Raw genomic sequence first — 25,160 nt, 5'->3', positions numbered from 1 at the left:
TCCGAGCGCCCGCATTCGACCCACGGAATATTGACCCCCGATGAGGCCTATGCCAGCAAAACAGAACCAATGAGATTAGCAGCCTAAATCAATCCCTGATCCATCTTAAAAAGGCTGCAAGCTGGTCTAAAATGTAGGACCACCTCTGACAGCTCTGGAAGACCGGGTCGAGAAGCTTGAACGTCAGAAGATCAGACTGGCCGATCAGGCCGAGAGAATCGTGCCGCCGCAGGGACGCCTAAAGGAAGTTATCGAACCGGCCCTAGGATTTTTGGCAAACCCTTGGAAAATATATGAAAATTCAGGATTAGCTCTCAAGAGAACGGTGCTGAAGCTGGCTTTTGTCGAGCCACTTCGCTACCACCGTATTGAGGGCTATCGAACCGCCGAAAGTAGCTTTCCCTTCAAGGTGTCAGGGGGTTCTTCGGCGCAAAAGTGCGGTTTGGTGGAGCCTAGGGGGATCGAACCCCTGACCTCCTGCATGCCATGCAGGCGCTCTCCCAGCTGAGCTAAGGCCCCATTTCCTGACCGCGCCGAAGCGCCGTGCGCGCTCAATTACGCAATGCCAGAGGCGGGATCAAGCGAAAAATCCACGCCTCTGCCGGTTCGTCAATCGTCGTCGTTGGCGACGTCCGCGATATCGTCGAGCGACACCTTGTCGTCATCCTCGTCTTCGAGAACATCATCGTCGTCGAGATCCACGTCGACGTCGTCATCCTCCAGGGCATCCGTCTCTTCGGTGTCGTCCTTCTTGGCCTTGCGCGATGCGCCGTCGGCCGCGTCCGCCGCGATCATGCTGCGCTTGGAGGTGTCGATCTCGACCACTTCGCCGGTGTAGGGGCTGATGATCGGATTCTTGTTCAGGTCATAAAACCGTTTGCCGGTCGTCGGGCAAACACGCTTGACGCCCCATTCTTCCTTGGGCATGGGAGGTCCCCTTCACTCTTGTGGTCCTGTGGACGATCGGGGCCAACTGCCATAACACTAAAGCCGTGTCAAAGGCTTTGACGCCCGCCTTGTCGAGGACCTTCATATGGGTGAGATCACGCTGCCCGGCAACCCCCCGATCGCCGTCCTGCTGCGCCGCTCCGCGCGGGCGCGGCGGCTGTCACTGCGGCTGTCGCAGCTCGACGGGCGGGTGACGCTGACCCTGCCCAGGCGGCTGCCGGAGCGCGAGGCGCTGGCCTTCCTGCGTGACAAGGAAAGCTGGCTGCGCGGACATCTCGATGCGCGGGTGCCGGAGGTGCGGGTCGCGCTCGGCGCGGCGTTGCCGGTCGAGGGCGCGATGCGGCAGATCGTGGCGGGGCAGGGGGCGCGTGTGGCGTTGCACCCGGCCGAGATCGCCGTGCCCGGCGACGCGGCGCGGGTCGCGGCCAAACTGCAGGGCTGGCTCAGGGCGCGGGCGCGGGACCGGCTGGCGGCGGCGTCGGACCTTTATGCCGCGCGGCTCGGGCGGTCCTACAGCCGGCTCACCCTGCGCGACACGCGGTCGCGCTGGGGGTCCTGTTCGTCGAGCGGCGGGCTGATGTATTCCTGGCGGCTGATCCTGGCGCCGCCCGAGGTGTTGGACTACGTCGCCGCGCACGAGGTCGCGCATCTGGCCGAGATGAACCATTCGGCCGCCTTCTGGGACACGGTCACGGCGCTTTACGGCGACTGGCGCGCGCCGCGGCGCTGGCTACGCGACGAGGGCTCGGGCCTGCACCGCTACCGCTTTGGCGATTGACCGCGGCGCGCTTCGTGATCACAGTCGCGCCATGCTTGCCACGCCGCGTCCCATCGACCTGCCGCCTTCGGCCCATGACCGCGTCTACCGCGGTTTGCGGACGCGCATCATGCTGGGGCAGATCGCGCCCGGCGCGCCGCTGACGCTGCGCGGCATCGGTCGCGAATTCGACGTCTCGATGACGCCCGCGCGCGAGGCGGTGCAGCGGCTGGTGGCCGAGGGCGCGCTGTCGATGTCCAATTCCGGCCGGGTGCAGACGCCGGAGCTGAGCCAGGAGCGGATCGAGGAACTGGCCGCCCTGCGCGCGCTGATCGAGGTCGAGCTTGCCAGCCGCGCCCTGCCGCGCGCCCATATCGCGCTGATCGACCGCCTGCAGACGATCAACGGCGCCATCGCCGACGTGGTGTCGAACCGCGATGCGGTGGGCTACATCCGCACCAACCTCGAGTTTCACCGGACGCTTTACCTGCGCGCGCAAGCGCCCGCGATGCTGGCCATGGCCGAGACGGTCTGGCTGCAGCTGGGCCCGACCATGCGTGCGCTCTATGGCCGGCTGCGGCGCACCGAGGCGCCGCAGTATCACCGGCTGATCATCGCCGCGCTCAAGGCCGGGGACGAGCCGAGCCTGCGGCTGGCGGTCCGGTCCGACGTGACCCAGGGTCTGAAGATGCTGGCGGGGTGATCTCCGGGCGGCGGCCGCGGAGATCGCCCGTGCTGGGCGATGCGAGAGGCCAGCCTCTCGCGCTCTCCGAGGGTTATTGAGAACCGAAGAAGGGGACGCGCCCGGCTGTGAAGGCCTACCCGTCGCGCCCCGGGTCCGCCGGGTTGCTGGAGAAGAGGGCGATCTTGTTGCCCTGCGGATCGCGCAGGTAGCAGACATAGAAGGTCGGGCCGTAGGCGTCGCGGAAGCCGGGCGGCCCGTCGTCGGTGCCGCCGGCGGTCAGCGCGGCGGCGTGCAGGGTGCGGACCTGCTGCTGGTCGCGCGCCTCGAAGGCCACCATGCTGCCGTTGCCGGCTGTCGCGGGGCGCCCGTCGAAGGTTGGCTTGACGTAGAAATCGGGCAACGGGACGCTTTGGCCGGGCGCCACGGGCAGGGCGAAGCTCAGGCCTTCGGGGCCTTCGCGCAGCCTGTACCCCAGCGCGGGCAGGATCGCTGTGTAGAACCGTTTCGCCGCGGCGATGTCGTCCGCACCGACGGTGACATAGGCGATCATGCGCCTGCCGGTCGGGGGCCGAGGCCCGGCCGGCTGCGGGCGGGGGTCACGCCGCGAGGCCCTTTTCGCCGATGGTCAGGAACTTGTCCTGCCGGTCCTTGATCAGCGCCTTGCGCTTCATCCCCTCCAGATCGCCGAGCATGGCCGACAAGGTCGCGCCGACCGCCGCGATCGTGCCGGCAGAGTCGCGATGCGCGCCGCCCAGCGGTTCTGGGATCACCCGGTCGACCACGCCGAGCTTGAGCAGGTCCTGCGCGGTGAGACGCAACGCCTCGGCGGCTTCGCGCATCTTTTCCGAATCCTTCCACAGGATCGAGGCGCAGCCCTCGGGCGAGATCACCGAATAGACCGAATGTTCCAGCATCGCCACGCGGTTGGCAGTGGCAAAGGCCACGGCGCCGCCGGATCCGCCTTCGCCGATGATCACCGACACCAGCGGCACGCCGATCTGCAGGCATTTTTCCGTGGCGCGGGCGATGGCCTCGGACTGGCCGCGTTCCTCTGCACCCTTGCCGGGATAGGCGCCGGGCGTGTCCACCAGCGTGATCACCGGCAGGCCGAACTTGTCGGCCATCTCCAGGAGGCGCACCGCCTTGCGATAGCCTTCGGGACGAGCCATGCCGAAGTTGCGCTGGATCCGGCTTTGCGTGTCGTTGCCCTTCTCGTGGCCGATCAGCACCACCGGCTGGTCGTTGAACCGCGCCAGCCCGCCCATCACCGCCTCGTCCTCGGCGAATTTGCGGTCGCCCGCCAGCGGCGTGTACTCGGTGAACAGCGCGTCGATATAGTCGCGGCAATGCGGGCGTTCGGGATGGCGCGCGACCTGGCATTTGCGCCAGGGCGTGAGTTTCTTGTAGAGGTCCCGCAGCATCTGGTCGGCCTTGCGGTCGAGCGCGGAGGCCTCGGATTCCACGTCCATTTCCTCGCTGGCGCGCGCCATGGCGCGCAATTCTTCGGCCTTGCCTTCGATCTCGGCCAGGGGTTTTTCGAAGTCGAGGTAATGAGTCATGTCCGCTCTCGTGCCTGGATGCGCCTGGGCGGCGCGGGGCTGTTTGCGCTTATATGGCGCGGGCGCGGCCCGGATGCAACAATCAGGCCGGCAGCAGCACTGGCACCAGCGACAGGACCAGCAGCGCCGCCATGGCGCGGTTGAACCAGCGCAGCCGCGCGGGGCGGGCCAGCAGGCGCGCCACCTGCCGGCCGAGCAACACCCAGGTGCTGGTCGAGATCACGCCGCAGGCCACGTAGGCGCCCGCGACCCAGAGCACCGCCGTCAGGTCGCGGCTGGCGGCATAGAGCGTGATCGCCGACAGGGCCATCGACCAGGCCTTGGGATTGACCCATTGGAACGCGGAAGCCTGCAGGAACCCCAGGGGCCGGGCGGTGGCCCGTGCCTCTGCGTCCTCTGGCGGGGCGGCATGGGCGATCTTCCAGGCGAGATAGAGCATGTAGCCCACCGACAGCCCCTTGAGGACCAGGTAGCTGGGCGGCCAGAGATCGAAGAGCTGCATGACGCCCAGCCCGACGAGCACGATCATCGCGGGAAAGCCGAGGCCGACTCCCAGCATGTGCGGCAAGCTGCGGCGAAAGCCGAAATTCGCCCCGGAGGCCAGCAACATCAGGTTGTTGGGGCCGGGGGTGATCACGGTCACGATCGCGAAGGTCAGAAGGGCGAGCAGAAGATCATGGGTCATTCCGCGACAATCTGCGCAATCTGGCGGGATTTAATTGCAACTTGTGCCGCATTCCGCGATAGATTCGCATTTATGCGCGAATATGACGACATTGACGACAGGATATTGCGCGTGCTGGTCCGCGATGGCCGGATCAGCAACCTCGCGCTGTCCGACCGGGTCGGGCTGTCGCCTTCGGCCTGCCTGCGCCGGGTGACGGCGCTGGAACGCGCCGGCGTGATCCGCGGCTACCGCGCCGTGCTCGACCCGGACAAGACCGGGGTTGGGTTCACCGCCTATGTCACAGTGGGGCTGAACCAGCACACCAAGGCAGCGCAGATGGCTTTCGAACAGGCGATCGCCCGCAGCCCCGAGGTGCGCGAATGTCATAACATCACCGGTTCGGTGGAATACCTGCTGCGGATCGAGGCGGCGGACCTTGCTGCCTACAAGCACTTTCACACCGAGGTGCTGGGCACGCTGCCGCAGGTCAATGCGATCACCTCCTACGTGGTGATGGGATCACCAAAGGATGAACGGGCCTGAGCGATTGGCGTCTCGACAGTCCGGGCGGGCTGGGCTAACAGGTCCGCAAGAAAACTGCGGGATACCCATGAAGCCACTGATATTCCTTCGTAATTGGCTGCTGCTCTGCGCGATGATCCTGACCGTCGCCTGCACTTCGGCGCCGTCCGGGCCTGCGGCGCAGCCGGACGCGGTCAAGATCGCCGAACTGACCCGTGCCATCGCGGCGCTGCGGTCCGACGTCGATCCCGAAGAGGCCCGGCGCGCGGCGCGAATCGCGGTGGAATATCCGCGCCGGTTGATGGTCGAATACCAGATCGAGGACCCGCCGTTGCGCCATAACATGAAGGTCAACGCCGGGATCAAGCCGCGCGGGCTGTGCTGGCACTGGGCCCGCGATCTTGGCGCGCGGCTGGAGCGGGAGAATTTCCAGACGCTCGACATCCTGCACGCCATCGCCAATTACAAGACGCCCTTCCGGATCGAGCACAGCACCGTCATGGTCGCCGCCCGCGGCGAGGACATCTACGACGCGCTGGTCCTGGATCCCTGGCGCTACGGCGGCACGCTCTACTGGGGGCCGACGCTGGAGGACGAACAATATCCGTGGCGTCCCCGCGAAGAGGTCTTTGCAGAGAAGCGCCGCGACCAGGGGCTGAACGAATACGGCGAGCCGGTCATCGACTTCTGACTCTGCGGCAAAGTCGCATCGGCGCGATGGTCTGTGCCGGGAGGCAACAGGCGGGGCAAGACGGGCTGTGCATGCGGAGGCCGGCCTTTGGGCGTGATCCCGGGCGGGCTGTCCGTGGCAGCTCCGGTAAAGGTCGTACGGGAATGACCGCTTGGTGCGGATCGGACATTTTTTGCCCAGGCTGTGCGGCAAGAAGCCGGTTCCTTGAGCATCTTGAAAGAAAAGCCTAGGCAACCCCATGGCCCATCTCTACCTGCACATCGGTACGCCCAAAGCCGGTTCGTCCAGCATACAGAATTTCCTCCTGCAGGAAGGCCCGGGGTCACCGATCGAATACATTGACAGCTGCGGGGGGCTCTGCGGGCACAAGTTCCTGTCGGTTCCGTCGTTTCGGGGGCAGGTCGCGCCGGAGATCGAGGCGCGCATACCGCGAAAATACCGTCTGTCCGGCCTGCAAGACATCGCATGGGACCAGATCGAGGCCGAGATCAGGGACAAGGCGGCCAGCGGCCGGCCGTTCTTCATCAGCGAAGAGCATTTCTACATGGTCTACGACAAGGACAGCGTCGCTATCGCTGCCCTGGCCGCCCGCCTCAAGTCGCTTTTCGACACGGTCACGATCCTCGTCTACCTGCGGGATCAGCGCGCCTATGTCAAAAGCCTGTACAGCCAGCTCGTGAAGCGGGGCCGCACGGTCCAAAGCTTCGGCCAGTACGTGAATAGCGCGGACCGGCTGCGGGACCTGGTCGACTATGCCACCCGCCTCGATCTGTGGGGCACGGCGTTCGGGCAATCCAACATCCAGGCGGTGCATTTCGACAGGGCCGCCTTTCCTAAGGGCAACGTGCTGCTCGATCTGCTGGCTCGGCTAGGTGTCGACGATCCCGCTCTACAGGATCGCGCGCGGGCTTTCCGGGAACAGAATGTCTCGCCCACCTATGTCCAGATGGAGCTTATCCGTCATGCGACGCGCTTGGGCCTGAACAGCAAGATGCGGCGCCGCTGGATCAACAATCGCCATATGCGGCGCCTGAGCGACGCGACCCTGCCTGACACCTGGGACGATTTGATTCTGAACTTCTCGGCACGGGGAAATGCCTACGTCAACCGGACCTACTTGACCGATACCACCCCCGGTTTGCCGGTGTCCCCCGCGGAGGAGGAGCGAGATCCAGGCTGAACTGTCGCATCGTCTTGGCAAGACGGTTGGGGTTCACACGGACCGGCGATGGACCATGCCTCCGGTGCGATGGGCGTCAGGACCGCATAAGATCGCTTATTCTCATGACCGGCTTGAACCGGACTGTCCGGCTTCGAACTCCGGCGTCTGAAAGGGAATTGCCTCTGAAAGGGTCTTCGGGGGATGAGGTGAGAGGCTGGACAACGACCCAAGCGAGGCTCGTTACGGCTGCTTCCTTCCGGACCTGACCGGGTTGGCGAGGTGCCTGCCCGCGCCAACCTCTCGAACTCGCATATAACGGCGCAGGGGACACGGTGCAAGGGGGGCAGGGTCATCTCTGCCACAGACCCGCCCAGTCGGCGCCGTCGCTCAGGGTGGTGGCCACGTGGTGCGCGAAGGCGCCGTCGGTGGGCAGGATGTCGGGCACCTGCACCACCCAGGCACCGGCGCCGTGGGCGGCTTCGGCCCCCGGATCGCTGTCCTCGAACACCAGGCACCGGTCCGTCGGCAGGCTCAGGCGTTCGGCGGCCAGCAGGTAGGCATCCGGTGCGGGTTTCGCGCGCAGCACGCTGTCGCGGGTGACGACGATGTCGAAATGCCGATCCAGACCGCTCAGCGCCAGTTTCTCGCGAGCGCTGCCGTCATGCGACGAGGTGGCCAGCGCCAGGGGCATGCCACGCTCGGACAGATGCGCCAGCAGTTCGGCGGCGCCGGGCTTGAGCGCCACGCCGTCGCGGTTGCGCATTTCGCGGGTCAGACCGGCCCATTCGCGGGCCAGCCGGTCGCTGTCGATCTCGGGAAAGCGGGCGCGGATCAGCGCCTGCCCGGCGGCATAATCCTTGCCGACCAGCCCGTGAAGAAAACTGTCCGGTACCGTGACCCCGACCGCTTCGAAGGCGCGCAGCCCGGCGCGCAGCGACGCGGCCTCGCTGTCCAGCAAGGTGCCGTCGAGATCGAAGATCACGGCTTGCAGGCCGGTCGGGGCAGCGTGTGTCATGCGTTGCCGTAGAGCATGGCGCACGCTGATTGTCGAGCCGACCGTCAGAGCAGGATGCGAAAGCGCGCGAACCCCTCGGCGGTGTCGCCGGCATCTTCCAGTGTCAGGCTGCCCACCGCGCCCGAATAGCCGCGCGCCGCCGGGCCGGTTTCGAACAGAACGGAGGTGCCGGGCATCGGTGCAAAGCGCCAGTTGCTGTTGGTCGCTGGATCGACCGTGCCCTGTTCCAGGATGTAGCGGACGATCACGTCGCGGTTGGTATCGGGCGCTTCGAAGACGATGGTGTCGCCCATGGCGCCGGGAAAGGCCCCGCCGCCCGAGGCGCGGTAGTTGTTGGTGGCGACGATGAACTCGGCCTCTGGATCGAGCGGCGCACCGTCGAAGGTCAGGTCGCGGATGCGCTGCGCCCCGGGGTTCAGCATCGCGCCGGACGGGTCGAATTTCGAGGGCTGGCTCAGGTCGATACGGTAGCTGACGCCGTCGATCACGTCGAAATTGTAGCTCGGAAAATCGGGGTTCAGCAGCGGCTGGTCGGCGGCCCCCGGCGTGATCCGGTTGAACATCCCGGCAGAGCGTTCGAGCCAGTCCCTGACCTGCGCCCCGGTGATCCGAACGGCCCGCACGGTGTTGGGATAGAGGTAGAGATCCGCCACGTTCTTGATCGCCACCGGTCCCACGGGCACGTCGGTGTAATAGTCCGGCCCGCCGCGCCCGCCGGCCTTGAAGGGGGCGGCTGCGGACAGCACGGGCAGGTCCGCATGTTCGGTGCCCTTCAGCATCCGGCGGATGTACCAGGCCTGCGCGATCGACACGATCTGCACCGACGGATCGTCCGCCACGAGGGCAAAGTAGGAATGCAGCGGCACCGGTGTTCGTCCCACCGGTCGGCGGATATAGGTCAGCGTCCGGTCATGCGCGTCCTGGGCGGCGGCCAGTACATCGCTATCGCTGTCCACCAGCGCCGTCACTGACCGGTCGTCGTTGCGGCGGGTGATCGGGCGCGCCTCGGCGCTGGCGCTCAGCACCCGCCAGGCTCCGCCCTCGCGTTCCAGCATCAGGTCGATCACGCCCAGATGGCTGCCCCAGAAGCCGCCCATGGTTGCGGGTTTGCCGTGCAGCGTGCCCTTTTGCGCATCCACGGCGGCGTACCCCGCGAAGCCGGGTCCGGGAAAGACCAGATGGGAATGGCCGGTGACCACGGCGTCGATCCCCTCCACGGCCGCCAGAGGCACCGAGGCATGCTCCATCCCTTCGCGTTCGTCCGCCGATCCGATGCCGGAATGCGACAGGGCCACGATGATGTCGGCGCCGGCCTCTTTCATCTGCGGCACGTAGGCGCGGGCGGTGGCGGTTATGTCGCGCGCCGTCACCCGGCCGTCGAGGTGCTGGCGGTCCCAGTTCATCACCTGCGGCGGGGTAAAGCCGATGATGCCCACCTTGATCGCATGGCTCTGGCCGGCCCCGTCGGTCAGCCGCCGGTCGAGGATGACATACGGCGGGAACAACGTGTCGTCGTCGCGCGGGGAGGCGCCCTGCGCCTTGGCGATATTGGCCAGAACGAGCGGAAAAGCGGCCCCGGCCGCGGATTTCATCAGGAAATCAAGGCCGTAGTTGAATTCGTGGTTGCCGATGGTCCCGGCGTCGAAGCCCAGGGTGTTCATCGCGGCGATCACCGGATGCAGGTCGCCCTCGGCCATGCCGCGTTCGTAGGCGATGTAATCGCCCATCGGATTGCCCTGCAGGAAATCACCGTTGTCCAGAAGCAGCGTATTCGACGCCTCGGCACGGATCCGGCGAACGATGGAGGCGGTGCGCGCCAGACCGACCGTGTCGACCGGCTTGTCGGCGTAGTAGTCGTAGGGAAACACGTGCACATGCAGATCCGTTGTTTCCAGAATCCGAAGATGCGCCTGACCGGCGGCGGCGTGAAGCGAATAGGGATGCAAGGCGATCAATGCTGAGCCTGTTGCTGTGCCGGCCAGAAAGGCGCGGCGGGAAAGGGCGCGGTCGCGGGACTGGGTCAAGAGGGCTCCTTTGCGTTGAGCCTTCAGAGAACACCGGATCGTGACGTGGACATAATTGTGCGAACGATTTTTCGCCTATTCAACCGTTAGTTGCTGAAAGTGTTCGCTATTTCCGAAACGACCGGCGCACGCGCCATGTGTTTGCCGCGCGCGTCCCGGCGTGGCATTCAAGGCGCCAACGGGGGGATGCCATGCGACATGCAGAATCGGTAACGTTCGGAGGCTCGGGCCTCGACCGCGCGGCGGAGATCCGCGGCGATGTGCCAGCCCTGGCCGCGGCCATGCAGGATCCGGCGGCGCGCACGGTGGTGCTGTGGCGCGGCAAGCCGCTGGTGCAGGGCATCGAGGCGCTGGATCTGGTGCGCTTGCCGCTCGATCATCCGCTGCTGGCCGAGGCACGGCACGCGCCGGTGCTGCTGGGCCGCGAGGACGGCGCCGCGCGCTTTGCTCATGACATTTCCGGCTGGGCGCCCGCGGATCTGGATACTGCGTCGCTGGGCAATTTCGTCGATCCCTCCGAGCAAGTGCATCCCGCGGCCCCCGAGGCGCGCTTTGCCGAATTGCGGCGGATCATGAACCAGCTCGGCCCGCGCGACGCGGAACTTGCCGCAACCGCCAAGGCGATCCACGGCTGGCATGCGTCGCACGGCTTCTGTGCTCGTTGCGGCGCCGCAAGCGAGGTGCACCAGGCCGGCTGGCAGCGCGTCTGCCCGGCCTGCGGCGCGCATCATTTCCCACGCACCGACCCGGTGGTCATCATGCTGATCACGCATGGCAATTCCGTCCTGCTGGGGCGCAGTCCCGGCTGGCCCCAAGGCATGTATTCCTGCCTCGCGGGCTTCATCGAACCCGGCGAGACGGTGGAGGCCGCGGTGCGCCGCGAGGTCTTCGAAGAGGCCGGCATCCGCGTCGGCGCGGTGCGCTACCTGGCGAGCCAGCCCTGGGCCTTTCCGGCGTCGCTGATGATCGGCTGCCAGGGCTTTGCCGAAAGCGCCGACATCAACATCGACCCGGTCGAGATCGAGGATGCCCGCTGGGTCAGCCGCGAGGATATCGCGGCGGCCTTCGCGGGGCGCAACCCGGAGATCCTGCCCGCACGGCGCGGGGCCATCGCGCATTTCCTGCTGCACAACTGGCTGGCCGATACGCTGGACTGACCGCCCGCGCAACGGGTTTAGGCATTTTACCCGTCTCCCCGATGCGCTAGGACAGGGCCAAGCCGCCAGACAAGGACAGAATGCCCCATGCGCATGCGCGATACCTTCCTCAAACCCATGCATCCCGAGGGACGCAAGTTCGTCGCCATCTTCGCCGCCGTGACGCTGGTGCTGTTTCTGCTGTCGGACGTGCTGGGCTGGATCGGCGTCGGCCTGACGGTCTGGTGCTATTACTTCTTCCGCGATCCCAAGCGCACCGTGCCCCAGCGCGAGGGTCTGCTGGTCAGCCCCGCCGACGGCGTCGTGTCGCTCATTGAACGCGCCGTGCCGCCCGCAGAACTGGGCATGCCGGACGTGCCGCTGCTGCGGGTCAGCGTGTTCATGAACGTCTTCAACTGTCACGTGAACCGGGCGCCCTGCGCCGGCACGATCAAGGCCATCGCCTACCGCCCCGGCAAGTTCTTCAACGCCTCGCTCGACAAGGCCAGTTCCGACAACGAACGCAACAGCCTTAGGCTGACGCTGGACGACGGGCGCGAGATCGCGGTGGTGCAGATCGCGGGGCTCGTGGCGCGGCGGATCGTTTGTTTCACGACCGAGGGCGACCGGCTCGAGACCGGCGAACGCTTCGGCCTGATCCGCTTCGGGTCGCGCGTCGACGTCTACCTGCCCGAGGGCGTGGCGCCGATGGTGGCCGTGGGCCAGGGTTGCATCGCCGGAGAGACGGTTATCGCCGATCTCGCCAGTGCCGAACCCGCGCGCACGGGCCGGGAGGTCTGAGCCATGCAGGAGCCGCCTGTCCGCCGCCAGACCCATATGCGGATCATCGACCTGCTGCCCAACCTCATCACCATGGCGGCCATCGCCGCCGGTTTGACGGCGATCCGCTTCGGCTTCAACGACGCTTTCGAAAGTGCCGTGCGGCTGATCCTGCTGGCGGCGGTTCTGGACGGTCTCGACGGCCGCATGGCGCGGCTGCTGAAGCGCCAGTCCCTGACAGGGGCGGAACTCGATTCACTGGCGGATTTCGGCAATTTCGGCGTGGCGCCGGCGCTCATCGTCTATGCCGCCTTCTTCCGCGAGGACCTGCCGAGCGCGGGCTGGATCGCGGTGCTGATCTACGTGCTCTGCTGCGTGCTGCGGCTGGCGCGGTTCAACGTCATGGCCAAGACCGCCGCGCAGGAAGGCGCCAAGCAGCCTAACCCGGATTTCTTCGAGGGCGTGCCGTCGCCGGCCGGGGCGATCCTCGTCATGCTGCCGATGTACCTGAGCTTTCTCTTTCCCGACAGCGTGTCGGTGCCGCCGATGGCGATCGCCGTCTACACCGTGATCGTCGGCCTGCTGATGATCAGCAAGATTCCCACCTATTCCTTCAAGCGGCTGGTGATCTCGCGCGAACGGGCGCGGTTCTACCTGCTGGCGGTGATGGTGCTGATCTCGGCGCTGCTCACCTACATGTGGGCGACTTTGCTTGTGCTCAGCGCGGCCTATATCGCCAGTGTCGCATGGGCGCTCGTGACGCGGCGCAGGTTCGACACGCTCTGATTCCCAGGACCGGTCGCACCGGGCCGAGACGCCGACCCAAGGAGACAGCCTTTGGATATCCAGTCCGTCAAATCCTCCTACGCCCGCTGGGCGCCCATCTACGACCGAACCTTCGGGGCCGTGACCCGGTCCGGTCGCCGCCGCGCGGTCGATTACATCAACCGGAAGGGCGGGCCGAAGGTGCTCGAGGTCGGGGTCGGCACCGGCCTGTCGCTGCAGCGCTACGCGCCGCATCTGGAGGTCTGGGGGATCGACTTCAGCCACGAGATGCTGGCCAAGGCCAAGCGCAAGGTGTCGGAACAGGCGCTGACCCACGTGGCCGGGCTGCAGCAGATGGACGCGCGTGAGCTTGATTTCCCCGATGCGAGCTTCGACACCGTCGCGGCGATGCACATCGTGTCGGTCGTACCCGAACCCGAACGGGTGCTGGCCGAGATGGCGCGGGTCTGCAAACCGGGCGGTGAAATCGTCATCACCAACCATTTCGCCAGCGAAGACGGGGTGATGGCGCGGATCGAAAAGCTGACGGCCCCCTTTGCCGACATGCTGGGCTGGCATTCCGATTTCCGCATCGAGACGGTGCTGGACACCCCCGACACCACCGTGGCGCAGCAGGACAAGCTGCCGCCGCTGGGCATGATGACCTTTCTCGTGCTGCGCAAGGCCGAAGGCTGAGGCGTGGAGCACGGGTTCTGGCATGCGCGCTGGGCCGAGGGGCGCATCGGGTTCCATGAAGGCACGGCCAATGCGCTGCTGAAACGGCACCTGGGCGCCTTGCAGCTTGGCTCGGGGCAGCGGGTTTTCCTGCCGCTCTGCGGCAAGACCCGTGACATCGGCTGGCTGCTGGAGCAAAGATTTCGCGTCGCAGGCGCGGAACTGAGCCGCACCGCCGTGGAGCAGTTGTTCGATGAACTGGGCCAGACGCCCGAGATCACTCAGGCCGGCCCACTTGAACGGTTCGCGGCAAGCGGCGCAGAGATATACGTCGGCGACATCTTCGACCTGGAGCCCGCGACCCTCGGCCCGGTCGACGCGGTCTTCGACCGCGCGGCGCTGGTGGCCCTGCCGGAAGAGATGCGCCAACGCTACGCCGCCCATCTGGAGGCGCTCACCCGCGGCGCGCCGCAACTGCTCATCACCTTCGAATACGACCAGTCGGCCATGTCGGGTCCGCCTTTCAACGTCTCTGCCGAAGAGGTCCAGCGGCTTTACGGCGACAGCATGTCGCCGCGCCTGCTGGAACGAGTCGAGGTTCCGGGCGGGCTCAAGGGCCAATGCCCGGCGCAAGAGGTGGCCTGGGTGCTGGGAGGGTGATCGGGCTCAGGGCAGGATGAAATCCGCGAACACCGGGTAGTGATCCGACGGCCATTCGCCGCGGAACTGTCTTTGCAGCACCACGGGCCCGGATGCCAGCCGCGCGCCGGTATAGCCCAGGTGGTCGATGGCGCCGAAGAGGTTCAGGCCCCGGTTGAAGTGGTAGGTCGATCCGGGAATGTCGGCGAAGGTGATGCCGGTTTCGGTCAGGATCTCCTGCGTCCGCGCCCCCGCCCGCGCGTTGAGGTCGCCCACAAGGAACACCGGGTCGCCGGTGGCGATCATCGGCGCGATGCGGCGGTTGACCAGCTCCGCCGATTGCAGCCGGTTCGACCGGCTCTTGTATTCGAAATGCACGTTCATCACGGTGAACGGCCGCCCGCCGCCGCGCGGCCGGAACCGCGCCCACGAGGCGAAGGCGGGGTAGGAGCCGTTGAAGGTGCGCGAATAGATGACGTCCGGGGTGTCGGAGAAGAAGAACCAGCCCTGATCGTCCAGCTCATAGGCGTCGCGCCGGTAGAAGATCGGTTGGGTCGAGGGAAAATCGCGCCAGTCTCCCACCGCCGCCGCCGCATAGCCTGGGTTCGTTTCTAGAAGATAGTCGAGCGTCAGGTTGGTCGATCCATCGGAGCCGCGCGAAAAGCTCTCCATTTCCTGAAAGGCGATGATATCCGCCTGCATGGCCTGAAGAGCGTCGGCCATCGGCCCCTTGCGCCGGTCCCAGTCGCCAACGGACCAGTCGCCGGTCGCCTGGTTCAGCCAGATGTAATGCACGTTGTAGCTGGCGATCCGCACCGCGCCCCCCGGCTTCGCTGGCACAGCGGCATCCTCGGAGTTCATCAGGTGCTGCGCGCAGGCCACCAGCGTCAGCATGAGGACCAGCGCGAGGACATTCTGTGCGGCGCGGCGAAGCAGTCGGAACATGGCAGGCCTTTACGCAGGGGCTGGAGGACAGCTAGCACATGCCGGGCGGTTGCACAGCCGCGCCCTGTCCGCGACGGTCTTTCCAGACCGTGCATCTGCGGCGCCACGCGGCGCGCGGATCAGCCCGAATGCGCTCGGTTCGCCCCTTCCGCAATCGCCTCGCGCAGCTTCTTCTCCAGCGCCTTCTGCTTCGACGGGGTGAAGTACTTCAGCCCGAACATGTCCTTGACATAAAAGGCGTCCACCACCTGTTCGCCATAGGTCGCGATGACTGCCGAGGCGATGTAGACATGGGCGTTGGCCAGCGTCCGCGTGAGATCGTAGAGCAGCCCCGGACGGTCGCGCGTGTCCACCTCGATGATCGTGTAGATTTCCGATCCCTCGTTGTCGAAGGTGATCGAGGTCGGCACCTTGAAGGCGCGCTCGCGCTTCTTGATCTTGTCCTTGTCCTTGATCGCCTCGCGGGTCACGACCTCGCCCTTGAGCGTCTTGGTGATCATGCTGCGCAGCCGTTCGATGCGGGCGGCCTCGTAGGGGTGACCATCGGCGTCCTGGATCCAGAAGGCCGCCGTGGCATAGCCGTCCTTGGAGGTGTAGGTGCGCGCGTCCACGACATTCGCGCCGACCAGCGCCAGCGCACCTGCCAGCCGCGAGAAGATTCCGGGATGGTCCTGCAGGGCAAAGCAGACACGGGTGGCGTCGCGGTCCTCGTCATGGTGGATGTCGATGCGGATCTCGTCGGGGGTAATGTCGCGCAGCAGATGCGCAAAGACCACGTGGGCGGTGACGTGCAGCCCCTGCCAGTAGGTCGGGTAGTGGCGCTGTTTCTCGATCCGCAGCTCCTTGCCGTCCCAGTCGGGCAGGGCGTCGTGCAGCAGGCGCTTGGCCTCGGCGCCCCGGCGTTCGCGGTTGAGCGCTTCCATCCCGCCTTCGAGCGCCTTGCGGGTCTGCCGGTAAAGCGCACGCAGCAGAGCCGCCTTCCAGTTGTTCCAGGTGCCGGGGCCGACGCCGCGGATGTCGCAGACCGTGAGCAGCAGCAGCAGGTCGAGCCGGTCGCGGGTCTGCACCGCCTTGGCGAAATCGCGCACCGTGCGCGGGTCCGCGATGTCGCGTTTCTGCGCCATGTCCGACATCAGCAGGTGATGCCTCACCAGCCACTCCACCGTCGCGCATTCGGCCTTGTTGAGCCCCAGCCGCGGCGCCACCTTACGGGCGATTTGCGCGCCCAGCACCGAATGGTCCTCGTCCCGGCCCTTGCCGATGTCGTGCAGAAGCAGGGCCACGTACAGGACCTTGCGGTTGATCCCGCCCTTGAGGATCGAGGTGGCGACGGGCAGTTCCTCGACCAGCTGGTCGTGCTCGATCTCGCTCAGGTGGTAGATGCACTGGATCGTATGTTCGTCCACCGTGTAGTGGTGGTACATGTTGAACTGCATCATCGCTACGATCGGCTCGAATTCCGGGATGAAGGCCGACAGGACCCCCAGCTCGTTCATCCGCCGCAGGGCGCGGTCTGGGTTGCCGTGTTTCAGCAGCAGGTCAAGGAAGATGCGCTGCGCCTCCCGGTCGGTGCGCATGCCCTCGTCGATCAGGTGCAGGTTGGCGGCCACCAGCCGCATGGCGTTCGGGTGGATCAGAAGACCGGTGCGCAGCGCTTCTTCGTAGAGGCGCAGGATGTTCATCTTGTCGGCCAGAAAACTCTTCTCGTCGCTGATCGCCAGCCGGTTGTGGATCACCTCGTAGCCGTCCTTGACCTTGGGCGCGCGCTTGAAGATCCGCAGAAGCAGCGGTGCGTCCTTGGTGTGGTCGGCCTCCAGCGAGGTCAGGAAGATGCGCGTGAGGTCACCGACGGACGTGGCGTGGCGGAAGTAGTGCTGCATGAAGATTTCCACCGCCCGGCGGCCGCGGCGGTCGGTGTAGTTCATCGCCTCGGCCACGGCGACCTGGACATCGAAGGTCAACTGCTCCATCGGCCGGCCGGAGTGCAGATGCATGTGGCAGCGCACCGCCCAGAGGAAATTCTCGGCCTTCACGAAGGTGGCGAATTCCTCGCGGCTGAACACACCGAGGCGCACCAGCTCCTCGGCGTCGTCGACGTGGTGCACGTACTTGGTGATCCAGTAGAGCGATTGCAGGTCGCGCAGACCGCCCTTGCCCTCCTTCACGTTGGGTTCGACCATGTAGCGCTGGCCGCCCTGCTTTTCGTGGCGGGTATCTCGCTCGGCCAGCTTGGCCTCGACGAAGTCGCGGGCGCTGCCCTCGAAGAGATCCGACCAGAGCCGCCGGTCGAGTTCTTCCGCCAGCGGCGCGTGGCCGGTCAGGAACCGGTGTTCCAGCATCGCGGTGCGGATGGTGTAATCCTCGGCACCGAGGCGCAGGCAGTCCTTGATGGTGCGCGAGGCGTGCCCGACCTTCAGCTTCAGGTCCCAGAAGATATAGAGCATCGACTCGATGACGTTCTCGGCCCAGGGCGCGATCTTGTAGGGCGTGAGGAACAGCAGGTCGACGTCGGAATAGGGGGCCATCTCGCCGCGCCCGTAGCCGCCCACGGCGATCACGGCGATTTTTTCCGCCTCGGTCGGGGTCGGGCGGCGGTGCAGGCGTTCGGTGGCCACCTCCCAGCTCAGCGTGACCAGGCAGTCGGTGATCCAGGTGTAGGACTGCGTGACCTGGCGGGCGTCGTAGGGACGGCGCGCAAAGGCCTGGGCCACCACTGCGCGCGCCTTGTCGCGCGCCTGGCCCAGAAGGTCGACCGTGGCCTTGCGCACGGCCCGCTCGTCCTCGGCGCCGTCCAGCGCCCGCCAGAGGGCGGCGCGGACGGCGGGTTTGTCGAAGATCTCGGCAGCCGGGGCGATCAGCCCGTCGGGAAGCGAAGAAAGGTCGGCCGGTTCAGAAACCAGCGCCGCTGAAACTTCTCGGGGCAGGGTCAAGGATCACCATCTGGTTGTTGCGCACGGTTGCAATGGCCAGACCCCGTTGGTTGGTGCCGTTGGCCAACAGCCGGAATACACCGCCCGAGCCCTGGAAACCAGCCGATTGCGTCAGCGACCGTCCGGTCAGCGCATCGCGGCGGCCCTGGCTGATCAGCGCGCCGATGGCAGCGATGCCGTCGAAGCCGAGCCCGGCCAGTTCGTGCGGCGCCGATCCGTAGGCCGCGGTGTAGCGCGCTTCAAAACTGCGCTGCGTGGCCTGGTTCGGCAGGGTGAACCAGCCGCCCTGGATGCCCGGCAGGTTGAACCCGTCGGGCCGCGAATCCCAGCGCGACACGCCCATGTATTGCGTCGTGGCGGGGCCGATGCCCTGTTCGGGGCCCAGTTCTAGCACGAACCGCAGACCGCCCGCCCAGTCGTCCGTGAGCACCAGCGACTGCGCGTTCTGCTGCGCCATCAGCGCCTTGATCCGGCCCAGGGCGGCGGTCAGGCTTTCGGTGGTGAGGTCGTAGCTTTCGGTGCCGACCACCGTGGCGCCGGAGCGCGACGCGGCGGACTGCACGGCGTTGCGGCCCACCTGGCCCGGCACGTTGTTGGTGTGCAGAACCGCCACCCGGCCCTTGCCTTGGCTCGATGCATAGCTCAGCAGCCGCGACGCGCTGTTCTCGAAGGTATTGCCCAGGACGAAGACGTTGCCGCCCGCGATGGTGGGGTTGTTGGAGAAGCTCAGCACGTTGACGCCCTCGTCGGCCACGGCGACACCGGCGGCATTGGCCGCTTCGCCGAAAAGCGGCCCGAGGATGATCTTGGCGCCCTCGTCGACGGCGCGCTGTGCCTGCGCGGCAGCGGTGCTGGCCGATCCGGCGGTGTCGTAGACGCGCAGGTCGATGCGGGCGCCCTGCAGGTCGGCGATGGCCAGCCGCGCGGCGTTCTCGAGGCTGCGCGCCACCGGGGCGGCGCCCGGATCGGACCGCGGCAGCAGCATCGCCACCTGCACCGGCGCGTTGGTGTCCACCGACGGGCCACCGCCCGAGACATCCGGCAGCATCACAGCGTCGCAAGCCGCGAGCGTGAACAGGGAAAGGCACAGGGCGGCACGGCCCATGGCCTTGCGGGCGGTGGACAAAACGGCAAACATGGTCGAAGGCTCCCTCGTTGGCGGGCGCAGGAAGATCGCGCCGCGGTCAAGGTGAACATAGACGAGCGGGAAAGCGGGTCCAATGACGAATTGGCAGGCGGGCAGGTTGACGCCGGGGCTGTATCTGGTGGCGACGCCGATCGGCAATGCCCGCGACATCACGCTGCGTGCGCTCGACGTGCTGGCCTCGGCCGATGTGCTGGCGGCCGAGGACACGCGCAGCCTGCGGCGTCTGATGGAGATCCACGGCGTCGGGCTGGGCGACCGTCCGCTGCTGGCCTATCACGATCATAACGGTGCCCGCATGCGTCCGCGCCTGCTGGCCGAGCTGGCGGCGGGGCGGTCGGTGGCCTATGCGTCCGAGGCCGGCACGCCGATGATCTCGGACCCCGGATTCGACCTTGCCCGCGCCGCGACCGAGGCCGGCGCGCCGGTGACCGCGGCTCCGGGCGCGGCGGCGGTCATCGCGGCGCTGACGGTGGCGGGTCTGCCGACCGACCGGTTTCTCTTTGCGGGCTTCCTGCCCAATGCCAGGGGCGCGCGCCGGTCGGGCCTGTCGGAACTGGCCGCGGTGCCCGCCACGCTCGCCTTCTACGAATCGCCCCGCCGGGTCGCGGCGATGCTGGCCGATGCCGCGGAGGTGCTGGGGCCGGACCGCCCGGCAGCGGTCTGTCGGGAGTTGACCAAGAAATTCGAAGAGGTGCGCCGCGGCACGCTGGCCGAGCTGGCCGCCGATCTTGCCGAGGCTCCGGTCAAGGGCGAAGTCGTGGTGATTGTCGCGCGCGCCACCGCCGAACCGGCGAGCCAGGCCGAGGTCGATGCGGCGTTGATGGAAGCGCTCGAGACGATGTCGGTGCGCGATGCCGCCGACCGGGTGTCGGCGGAGCTGGGCCTGTCGAGGCGACCGGTCTACCAGCGGGCGATGGCGCTGAAACTCTGAGGCGTTCAGTGTCTGTTAGCGAATTTCTGTTGAACTGGCCCGGTCCGACCAAGATGGGGGCAGGATTGCATGGGTCAGCAATTGGCATTCGACTTCTCCACTGCGACCCCGGTGGGGCCTCCCCCGATCGTGTCGCGCCAGATGCGCGGTACGCTCGGCTATCATGCCGGCCAGGCGGCCGAAGAGAGCGTGGCGCGTGACTACACCCGCCGTGGCTATGACATCCTGCACCGACGCTGGCGCGGTCCCGCGGGCGAAATCGACCTGATCCTGCGGGATGGCGCCGGCCTGATCTTCGTCGAAGTGAAGAAAAGCCGCTCCATTTCTCGCGCCGCCGACCGCCTGACCACGGCGCAGATGCGGCGGATCTATACCTCTGCCGAGGCCTTCCTGGGCACGCAGCCGCACGGATCCTTGACCGAGACGCGGTTCGACGTCGCCCTGCTGGACGACCGCGGCCAGGTCCAGATCGTCGAAAATGCCTTCGGTCTGATGTAACCGGCCGCATCCGGACGGACCCACCGCCAAAACAAGGGTGCCGGGCATTGCACGGACCTGCCGCATGCGCCATGTATCATCGCGCAGAAGCGGGGGACGCCCATGAAGATCGCCTTTCAGATGGACCCGATCGGTCCGGTCAACATCACTGCCGACAGCACCTTCCGCCTGGCCGAAGAGGCGCAGGCGCGGGGACACGAGCTGTTCTACTACACGCCGGATCACCTGGCGTATGAGAACGGGCGCGTCACGGCGCGCGGCCAGAGCCTGACCGTGCAGCGGGTACAGGGCGATCACGCCACGCTCGGCGAGATGACCCATGTGGATCTTGCCGATTTCGACGTGGTCTGGCTGCGCCAGGATCCGCCCTTTGACATGCATTACATCACCACCACCCACCTGCTCGATCTGCTGGCGCCGGGCACGCTGGTGGTCAACGACCCGTTCTGGGTGCGCAACTACCCCGAAAAGCTGCTGGTGCTGACCTTTCCCGACCTCACACCGCCAACGACCATCGCCCGCGATCTCGAAACGATCCGCGCCTTCAAGGCCGAACATGGCGACATCATCCTGAAGCCGCTTTACGGCAACGGCGGTGCGGGGGTGTTCCGGCTCGACGAGAACGACCGCAACCTGAGCTCGTTGCATGAGCTGTTCACCGGGTTCAGCCGCGAGCCGCTGATCGCGCAGAAATACCTGCCGGCGGTGAGCAAGGGCGACAAGCGCGTAATCCTCGTCGATGGCGAACCCGTGGGCGCGATCAACCGCGTGCCTGCAAAAGGCGAGGTGCGGTCGAACATGCACGTGGGCGGGCGGCCCGAGAAGGTGGCGCTGACCGACCGCGACCGCGAGATCTGCGCGCGCATCGGGCCGCTGCTCAAGGAAAAGGGCCAGGTTTTCGTCGGAATCGACGTGATCGGCGACTACCTCACGGAAATCAACGTGACCTCCCCGACCGGCATCCAGGAACTGGAGCGGTTCGACGGCATCAACGTCGCCGCGAAGATCTGGGAGGCGATCGAGGCGCGCCGCGGATGAGCTGGCAGCTTCGGCTGCTCAATGCGCAGCTGCGCTGGCTCGCGAAGCCGCACCTCGCCCGCACGCCCGGACCCGTCGAAGCGGACCGCGACCTGCGCCGCTCCGCGCGGCTGTTCCTGCGCCAGCCGCCCTATCTGCGCCATGTCATCCGACCCGGCGGTCTGCACTGGATCAGCGCGGGGCCCTGCCGCGATCGCAAGGTCATCCTGTATTTCCACGGTGGCGGCTACGTCTCCGGCGCGCCCGAGACCCATCGCGGCCCGGTGGCGCGGCTGTCACTGCTGAGCGGGGTTGAGGTCTGCCTGCCGGTCTACCGCCTGGCGCAGGACGCGGCCCTTCCTGCCGCCTTCGACGATGCGTTGGGCGCCTATCGCGCCTTGCTCGCCCTGGGCTACGCCCCCCGCGACATCGTGCTGGGCGGCGATTCCGCCGGAGGCGGGCTGGCGCTGGCGCTGCTGGCCTGGTGCTGCGGCGCGGGACTGGCCCCGGCCGGGGCCTTTGCCTTTTCACCCTGGACCGACCTTGCCCGCACCGCGCCGAGCCTGGTCGAGAACGCCCGCGCCGATCCGATGCTGCCGGTGGCGCGGATCGCCGAGCTGATCGACATCTGCCTTGCCGGGCACGACGCGAGGGATCCGCGTGTGTCGCCGCTCTATGCCGACTTTCCCGGCGCACCCCCGGTTCGCCTGTCTGTCGGGCTGACCGAGATCCTGCGCGACGACACCTTGCGCATGGCCGCGCGGCTGGAACAGTTCGGTGCGCAGGTGACGGTCGAGACGCAGGCCACCGCCCCGCACGTCTGGCCGCTGCTGGACGGCTGGATTCCCGAAGCGCGGGCGACCCTTCGGCGCACCGCGGGGTTCGTTCAGTCGCTGCTCGACGACACCAGCCGGTAGCTCAGCGCTTCGGCGAGATGCGGCCGCGCGATGGCCTCAACATCGGCCAGGTCGGCAATGGTTCGCGCCACCCGCAGCACCCGGTGGTAACCGCGCGCGGAGAGGCCGAAGCGGTCCGCGGCCTGGAGCAGCAGAGCCCGGCTTTCGCTGTCCAGCGCCGCGATCTCGTCCAGCACCGGGCCGCTGGCATCGGCATTGGTGCGGACCTGGGGATGATCGGCAAACCGCGCCGCCTGCAGGTCGCGCGCCGCGGCCACCCGGGCGGCGACGGTGGCGGAGTCGTTGCCCGAGGGCGGCAAGTCGAGGTCGGTGAAGGCCACAGGCGGCACCTCGATCCGCAGGTCAAACCGATCCATCAGCGGGCCGGAGATGCGGCCCAGATAGTCCTCGCTGCAGACCGGCGCGCGCGAACAGGCGCGGGCGGGATCGGTGAGAAAGCCGCATTTGCAGGGATTGGCGGCGGCCACCAGCATGAAGCGGCAGGGGTATTTGATATGGGCATTGGCCCGCGCGATCATCACCTCTCCGGTCTCGATCGGCTGGCGCAGCGTTTCCAGCACGGTGCGTGAAAATTCCGGGAATTCGTCCATGAACAGCACGCCGTTGTGGGCGAGGCTGATCTCGCCGGGCTGGGCGCGCCGGCCGCCGCCGACGATGGCCGCCATGGACGCGGTGTGATGCGGTTCACGGAAGGGGCGCATTCGGGATATGCCGCCGTCGTCCAGGAGCCCCGCGAGAGAATGCACCATCGAGGTCTCGAGCGCCTCGACCGGGCTCAGTGGCGGCAGGATGCCGGGCAGGCGCGCGGCGAGCATGGATTTGCCCGACCCCGGCGTGCCCACGAACATCAGGTGATGCCGCCCGGCGGCGGCGATCTCGAGCGCGCGCTTGGCCTTTTCCTGGCCCTTGACGTCGCGCAGGTCGCGGTCGGTGCCTGCGCCGTTCACCTCACCGGGCGCGCAGGCGCTGAGCACCGCCTGGCCCGAGAAGTGCCGCACGAAATCCAGCAGGCTCCCGGCCGCCAGAACGGTGCAGCCGCCGACCCAGGCGGCCTCGGGGCCCGAGGCGCGGGGGCAAAGCAGGTCGCGGTCCTCTTCGGCGGCGGCCATGGCGGCGGGCAGGGCGCCCACCACCGGCACCAGCGTGCCGTCGAGCGACAGCTCTCCGAGCGAAACGGTCCCCGCAATCGCATCGGTCGGGATGATCTCGAGCGCCGCCAGCAGTGACAGCGCGATGGGCAGGTCGAAATGCGAGCCTTCCTTGGGCAGGTCGGCGGGCGACAGGTTGATGGTGATGCGTTTCGACGGCAGGGCGATGGCCATCGACGACAGTGCCGTGCGCACCCGGTCACGTGCTTCGGACACCGCCTTGTCGGGCAGGCCGACGATGGAGAAGGCCGGCAGGCCCGGGGTCACCGCGCACTGCACCTGCACGGTGCGCGCCTCCACCCCTTCGAAGGCGACGGTATAGGCATGTGCGACCAAGCGCCGGTCTCCTTGCGTCCCCGGGCCAGCTTTCAAGCGTGATGGTTACGGAATGGTTAATGGCGTGGGGTCGGCGTTAATCGCGGTGTTGCCGGTTCGCGGTGGGCAATCGCCTGCGGCGATACGAGAGACGCTGTCTCTCGTGCTCTCTGAGGGTTATTTTGAACCGAAGAAGAGGCGGTGGCGGGACGGGGCGTTCAGCGCGGTCCTGCGGGCGGGGCGCCGAGGAGGGCCATGAAGTCGGGCCAGGCTTCGGGGTCGGCGGCCGTCTTGTCGCGGCAGAACGGGTTGCAGAAGCCGAAGACGCGGCCCTCGCATTCGAGGAAATCGGTGACCGGATCGCCGGAATAGGGGCAGGCGGCGTTTTCGGACGGAGCCGAGGCGACCGCGCGGGCCGGGCGCGGCGCGGGGCCGGGCCAGGGGATCCCTGCATAGGGCTGCGCGTAGCGGGCGAGGTCCTGCCCGCGCACCAGGCCCATGGCGCGGAAGCGGCGGAACGCCGGGTCGGCAAGGTGGGCCGCGACATAGGCCGCGGCCTCGGGCCCGACGGGCAGGCTGTAGCCCGCGATCCGCGCCGCCACCGGGGCAAAGAATGCATCCGCCGCCGAATATCGGCCGCAGAGCCAGGGGCCTGCGGCGCCGAACCGGGCGCGCGCGTGGGTCCAGATCGCCTCGATCCGGGCGACGTCGGCCAGCACCTCGGGCGGCGGCGCGCAGTCGGCATAGGCCAGGCGCAGGTTCATCGGGCAAAACCCGCGCAAGGCGGTGAAGCCCGAGTGCATCTCGGCGGCGAGAGCGCGGGCGGTCGCACGGGCGGCGGGCGCATCGGGCCAGATCCCCGCGGCGGGAAACCGGTCCGCCAGTTCCTCGGCGATGGCGAGGCTGTCCCAGATCACCGTGCCGTCCGCGACCACGTAGGTGGGCACGGTGCGCGCCGGCGAGATCGCCGCCATCTGCTCGGCCACCGCGGCTTCGGAGAAATTCACCAGCGTGATATCCGTGTCTATGCCGAAGCGGCGGAACAGCAGCCAGGCGCGCAAAGACCAGCTGGAATAGGCGTAGTCGCCGAGAAAAAGCATTGTCATCTCCGAAATGAGACTTAGGTCGAGCCGACGTTAACCGGCGTTCTCCGGCTGGCACAGCGCATTATTGTGTTGCTCGCGATCACGGTCCTTGATCGTTTCGCAAGGCTCACGCCGTCGTGATGCATCTTTTTTGCAACCAAATGTGATCCGTCGACGTTACCCGTACGTAAGATCATGCAAA

The 25,160-nt window shown here is 67.1% G+C and carries 25 protein-coding genes, 1 tRNA gene and 1 other RNA gene; 14 read left to right on the top strand and 13 right to left on the bottom strand.

What is annotated here, in order from left to right:
- Window positions 1-443: 443 nt before the first annotated feature.
- Window positions 444-519, bottom strand: a tRNA-Ala gene (locus DU478_RS15860).
- A 90-nt stretch (window positions 520-609) separates the two neighbouring features.
- A complete protein-coding gene (locus DU478_RS15855) occupies window positions 610-927 on the bottom strand; it encodes a TIGR02300 family protein (protein ID WP_114511944.1) in 318 nt (105 codons plus the stop codon).
- Window positions 928-1,033: 106 nt separating this feature from the next.
- Between DU478_RS15855 and DU478_RS15850 the strand changes: the two genes are divergently transcribed.
- Together DU478_RS15850 and DU478_RS15845 are read left to right on the top strand one after the other, a co-directional pair.
- Window positions 1,034-1,726, top strand: a complete 693-nt coding sequence (locus tag DU478_RS15850) for a M48 family metallopeptidase (RefSeq protein WP_114511943.1) — start codon at window positions 1,034-1,036, stop codon at window positions 1,724-1,726.
- Between the two features lie 31 nt (window positions 1,727-1,757).
- The gene (locus DU478_RS15845; protein ID WP_114511942.1) at window positions 1,758-2,408 is read left to right on the top strand and encodes a GntR family transcriptional regulator; all 651 of its coding nucleotides are present in this window, start codon (window positions 1,758-1,760) and stop codon (window positions 2,406-2,408) included.
- 115 nt (window positions 2,409-2,523) lie between these two features.
- On the opposite strand, the gene DU478_RS15840 is transcribed toward DU478_RS15845, so the two are convergent.
- The 3 genes from DU478_RS15840 to DU478_RS15830 form a co-directional block, all read right to left on the bottom strand.
- On the bottom strand, window positions 2,524-2,940 hold the full coding sequence (locus DU478_RS15840; protein WP_114511941.1) for a VOC family protein: 417 nt from the start codon (window positions 2,938-2,940) through the stop codon (window positions 2,524-2,526).
- Between the two features lie 46 nt (window positions 2,941-2,986).
- Window positions 2,987-3,949, bottom strand: a complete 963-nt coding sequence (locus DU478_RS15835) for an acetyl-CoA carboxylase carboxyltransferase subunit alpha (protein ID WP_114511940.1) — start codon at window positions 3,947-3,949, stop codon at window positions 2,987-2,989.
- An 82-nt stretch (window positions 3,950-4,031) separates the two neighbouring features.
- Window positions 4,032-4,634: a LysE family translocator gene (locus tag DU478_RS15830; RefSeq protein WP_114511939.1), complete on the bottom strand. Its 603-nt coding sequence runs from the start codon at window positions 4,632-4,634 to the stop codon at window positions 4,032-4,034.
- Window positions 4,635-4,706: 72 nt separating this feature from the next.
- Here DU478_RS15830 and DU478_RS15825 point away from each other — a divergent pair, with 72 nt between their 5' ends.
- The 3 genes from DU478_RS15825 (at window position 4,707) to DU478_RS15815 (ending at window position 7,009) form a co-directional block, all read left to right on the top strand.
- On the top strand, window positions 4,707-5,159 hold the full coding sequence (locus DU478_RS15825) for an Lrp/AsnC family transcriptional regulator (protein ID WP_114511938.1): 453 nt from the start codon (window positions 4,707-4,709) through the stop codon (window positions 5,157-5,159).
- A gap of 67 nt (window positions 5,160-5,226) precedes the next feature.
- The gene (locus DU478_RS15820; RefSeq protein ID WP_114511937.1) at window positions 5,227-5,829 is read left to right on the top strand and encodes a hypothetical protein; all 603 of its coding nucleotides are present in this window, start codon (window positions 5,227-5,229) and stop codon (window positions 5,827-5,829) included.
- Window positions 5,830-6,067: 238 nt separating this feature from the next.
- A complete protein-coding gene (locus DU478_RS15815; protein ID WP_114511936.1) occupies window positions 6,068-7,009 on the top strand; it encodes a hypothetical protein in 942 nt (313 codons plus the stop codon).
- 187 nt (window positions 7,010-7,196) lie between these two features.
- On the opposite strand, the gene ffs is transcribed toward DU478_RS15815, so the two are convergent.
- The 3 genes from ffs to DU478_RS15800 form a co-directional block, all read right to left on the bottom strand.
- An RNA gene (gene ffs / locus DU478_RS15810) (signal recognition particle sRNA small type) lies at window positions 7,197-7,293 on the bottom strand.
- 47 nt (window positions 7,294-7,340) lie between these two features.
- Window positions 7,341-8,006 (bottom strand): HAD family hydrolase, encoded by a 666-nt coding sequence (locus DU478_RS15805; protein ID WP_114511935.1) that lies wholly within the window; start codon window positions 8,004-8,006, stop codon window positions 7,341-7,343.
- A gap of 44 nt (window positions 8,007-8,050) precedes the next feature.
- Complete coding sequence (locus tag DU478_RS15800; RefSeq protein WP_114511934.1) at window positions 8,051-10,030, bottom strand: bifunctional 2',3'-cyclic-nucleotide 2'-phosphodiesterase/3'-nucleotidase; 1,980 nt, start codon at window positions 10,028-10,030, stop codon at window positions 8,051-8,053.
- Window positions 10,031-10,221: 191 nt separating this feature from the next.
- Between DU478_RS15800 and nudC the strand changes: the two genes are divergently transcribed.
- The 5 genes from nudC to tmpT all read left to right on the top strand — a co-directional run bounded on the left by nudC (window position 10,222) and on the right by tmpT (window position 14,046).
- Window positions 10,222-11,187, top strand: a complete 966-nt coding sequence (gene nudC / locus DU478_RS15795; protein ID WP_114511933.1) for an NAD(+) diphosphatase — start codon at window positions 10,222-10,224, stop codon at window positions 11,185-11,187.
- A gap of 87 nt (window positions 11,188-11,274) precedes the next feature.
- The gene (locus DU478_RS15790; RefSeq protein ID WP_114511932.1) at window positions 11,275-11,967 is read left to right on the top strand and encodes a phosphatidylserine decarboxylase; all 693 of its coding nucleotides are present in this window, start codon (window positions 11,275-11,277) and stop codon (window positions 11,965-11,967) included.
- A gap of 3 nt (window positions 11,968-11,970) precedes the next feature.
- Window positions 11,971-12,732, top strand: a complete 762-nt coding sequence (gene pssA / locus DU478_RS15785; protein ID WP_114511931.1) for a CDP-diacylglycerol--serine O-phosphatidyltransferase — start codon at window positions 11,971-11,973, stop codon at window positions 12,730-12,732.
- A 51-nt stretch (window positions 12,733-12,783) separates the two neighbouring features.
- Window positions 12,784-13,407 carry a class I SAM-dependent methyltransferase gene (locus DU478_RS15780; protein ID WP_114511930.1) on the top strand — a complete coding sequence of 208 codons (624 nt, stop codon included), beginning with the start codon at window positions 12,784-12,786 and terminating at the stop codon, window positions 13,405-13,407.
- 3 nt (window positions 13,408-13,410) lie between these two features.
- Window positions 13,411-14,046 (top strand): thiopurine S-methyltransferase, encoded by a 636-nt coding sequence (tmpT, locus tag DU478_RS15775; protein WP_114511929.1) that lies wholly within the window; start codon window positions 13,411-13,413, stop codon window positions 14,044-14,046.
- Window positions 14,047-14,052: 6 nt separating this feature from the next.
- Here tmpT and DU478_RS15770 read toward each other — a convergent pair whose 3' ends face one another.
- The 3 genes from DU478_RS15770 to DU478_RS15760 all read right to left on the bottom strand — a co-directional run bounded on the left by DU478_RS15770 (window position 14,053) and on the right by DU478_RS15760 (window position 19,038).
- On the bottom strand, window positions 14,053-14,970 hold the full coding sequence (locus DU478_RS15770; protein WP_114511928.1) for an endonuclease/exonuclease/phosphatase family protein: 918 nt from the start codon (window positions 14,968-14,970) through the stop codon (window positions 14,053-14,055).
- 119 nt (window positions 14,971-15,089) lie between these two features.
- Window positions 15,090-17,900, bottom strand: coding sequence for a [protein-PII] uridylyltransferase (locus tag DU478_RS15765; protein WP_114511927.1), 2,811 nt, complete (start codon window positions 17,898-17,900; stop codon window positions 15,090-15,092).
- Complete coding sequence (locus tag DU478_RS15760) at window positions 17,860-19,038, bottom strand: penicillin-binding protein activator (RefSeq protein WP_114511926.1); 1,179 nt, start codon at window positions 19,036-19,038, stop codon at window positions 17,860-17,862. The genes DU478_RS15765 and DU478_RS15760 overlap by 41 nt, the downstream gene beginning before the upstream one ends.
- An 82-nt stretch (window positions 19,039-19,120) precedes the next feature.
- Between DU478_RS15760 and rsmI the strand changes: the two genes are divergently transcribed.
- From rsmI to DU478_RS15740, 4 genes are all read left to right on the top strand, one after another.
- Window positions 19,121-19,978, top strand: coding sequence for a 16S rRNA (cytidine(1402)-2'-O)-methyltransferase (rsmI, locus tag DU478_RS15755; protein WP_114511925.1), 858 nt, complete (start codon window positions 19,121-19,123; stop codon window positions 19,976-19,978).
- A gap of 69 nt (window positions 19,979-20,047) precedes the next feature.
- Window positions 20,048-20,476: a YraN family protein gene (locus DU478_RS15750; protein WP_114511924.1), complete on the top strand. Its 429-nt coding sequence runs from the start codon at window positions 20,048-20,050 to the stop codon at window positions 20,474-20,476.
- A gap of 102 nt (window positions 20,477-20,578) precedes the next feature.
- The gene (gshB, locus tag DU478_RS15745) at window positions 20,579-21,514 is read left to right on the top strand and encodes a glutathione synthase (protein ID WP_114511923.1); all 936 of its coding nucleotides are present in this window, start codon (window positions 20,579-20,581) and stop codon (window positions 21,512-21,514) included.
- On the top strand, window positions 21,511-22,410 hold the full coding sequence (locus DU478_RS15740) for an alpha/beta hydrolase fold domain-containing protein (protein ID WP_114511922.1): 900 nt from the start codon (window positions 21,511-21,513) through the stop codon (window positions 22,408-22,410). Before gshB ends, DU478_RS15740 begins: the two co-directional genes overlap by 4 nt.
- On the opposite strand, the gene DU478_RS15735 is transcribed toward DU478_RS15740, so the two are convergent.
- On the bottom strand, window positions 22,380-23,894 hold the full coding sequence (locus DU478_RS15735; RefSeq protein ID WP_114511921.1) for a YifB family Mg chelatase-like AAA ATPase: 1,515 nt from the start codon (window positions 23,892-23,894) through the stop codon (window positions 22,380-22,382). The genes DU478_RS15740 and DU478_RS15735 overlap by 31 nt on opposite strands.
- A gap of 197 nt (window positions 23,895-24,091) precedes the next feature.
- Window positions 24,092-24,973, bottom strand: coding sequence for a glutathione S-transferase (locus DU478_RS15730; protein WP_407703170.1), 882 nt, complete (start codon window positions 24,971-24,973; stop codon window positions 24,092-24,094).
- Window positions 24,974-25,160 lie beyond the last annotated feature (187 nt).

The sequence above is a fragment of the Thalassococcus profundi genome, assembly GCF_003344785.1.
GTDB classification, from domain to species: Bacteria; Pseudomonadota; Alphaproteobacteria; order Rhodobacterales; family Rhodobacteraceae; genus Puniceibacterium; species Puniceibacterium profundi.
Note: the sequence above shows the minus strand (reverse complement) of the source record. Positions and strands in the feature narration are given on the sequence as shown.

Excerpts from the sequence above, each read along its gene's own strand:
- DU478_RS15820 (WP_114511937.1), top strand. The coding sequence starts at position 5,227 with ATGAAGCCACTGATATTCCTTCGTAATTGGCTGCTGCTCTGCGCGATG.
- DU478_RS15830 (WP_114511939.1), bottom strand. The coding sequence starts at position 4,634 with ATGACCCATGATCTTCTGCTCGCCCTTCTGACCTTCGCGATCGTGACC.
- DU478_RS15825 (WP_114511938.1), top strand. The coding sequence starts at position 4,707 with ATGCGCGAATATGACGACATTGACGACAGGATATTGCGCGTGCTGGTC.
- DU478_RS15840 (WP_114511941.1), bottom strand. The coding sequence starts at position 2,940 with ATGATCGCCTATGTCACCGTCGGTGCGGACGACATCGCCGCGGCGAAA.
- DU478_RS15750 (WP_114511924.1), top strand. The coding sequence starts at position 20,048 with ATGGGTCAGCAATTGGCATTCGACTTCTCCACTGCGACCCCGGTGGGG.
- DU478_RS15835 (WP_114511940.1), bottom strand. The coding sequence starts at position 3,949 with ATGACTCATTACCTCGACTTCGAAAAACCCCTGGCCGAGATCGAAGGC.
- DU478_RS15855 (WP_114511944.1), bottom strand. The coding sequence starts at position 927 with ATGCCCAAGGAAGAATGGGGCGTCAAGCGTGTTTGCCCGACGACCGGC.
- nudC (WP_114511933.1), top strand. The coding sequence starts at position 10,222 with ATGCGACATGCAGAATCGGTAACGTTCGGAGGCTCGGGCCTCGACCGC.
- DU478_RS15805 (WP_114511935.1), bottom strand. The coding sequence starts at position 8,006 with ATGACACACGCTGCCCCGACCGGCCTGCAAGCCGTGATCTTCGATCTC.
- pssA (WP_114511931.1), top strand. The coding sequence starts at position 11,971 with ATGCAGGAGCCGCCTGTCCGCCGCCAGACCCATATGCGGATCATCGAC.
- DU478_RS15760 (WP_114511926.1), bottom strand. The coding sequence starts at position 19,038 with ATGTTTGCCGTTTTGTCCACCGCCCGCAAGGCCATGGGCCGTGCCGCC.
- DU478_RS15815 (WP_114511936.1), top strand. The coding sequence starts at position 6,068 with ATGGCCCATCTCTACCTGCACATCGGTACGCCCAAAGCCGGTTCGTCC.
- rsmI (WP_114511925.1), top strand. The coding sequence starts at position 19,121 with ATGACGAATTGGCAGGCGGGCAGGTTGACGCCGGGGCTGTATCTGGTG.
- DU478_RS15845 (WP_114511942.1), top strand. The coding sequence starts at position 1,758 with ATGCTTGCCACGCCGCGTCCCATCGACCTGCCGCCTTCGGCCCATGAC.
- gshB (WP_114511923.1), top strand. The coding sequence starts at position 20,579 with ATGAAGATCGCCTTTCAGATGGACCCGATCGGTCCGGTCAACATCACT.
- DU478_RS15730 (WP_407703170.1), bottom strand. The coding sequence starts at position 24,973 with ATGCTTTTTCTCGGCGACTACGCCTATTCCAGCTGGTCTTTGCGCGCC.
- DU478_RS15770 (WP_114511928.1), bottom strand. The coding sequence starts at position 14,970 with ATGTTCCGACTGCTTCGCCGCGCCGCACAGAATGTCCTCGCGCTGGTC.
- DU478_RS15740 (WP_114511922.1), top strand. The coding sequence starts at position 21,511 with ATGAGCTGGCAGCTTCGGCTGCTCAATGCGCAGCTGCGCTGGCTCGCG.
- DU478_RS15790 (WP_114511932.1), top strand. The coding sequence starts at position 11,275 with ATGCGCATGCGCGATACCTTCCTCAAACCCATGCATCCCGAGGGACGC.
- DU478_RS15850 (WP_114511943.1), top strand. The coding sequence starts at position 1,034 with ATGGGTGAGATCACGCTGCCCGGCAACCCCCCGATCGCCGTCCTGCTG.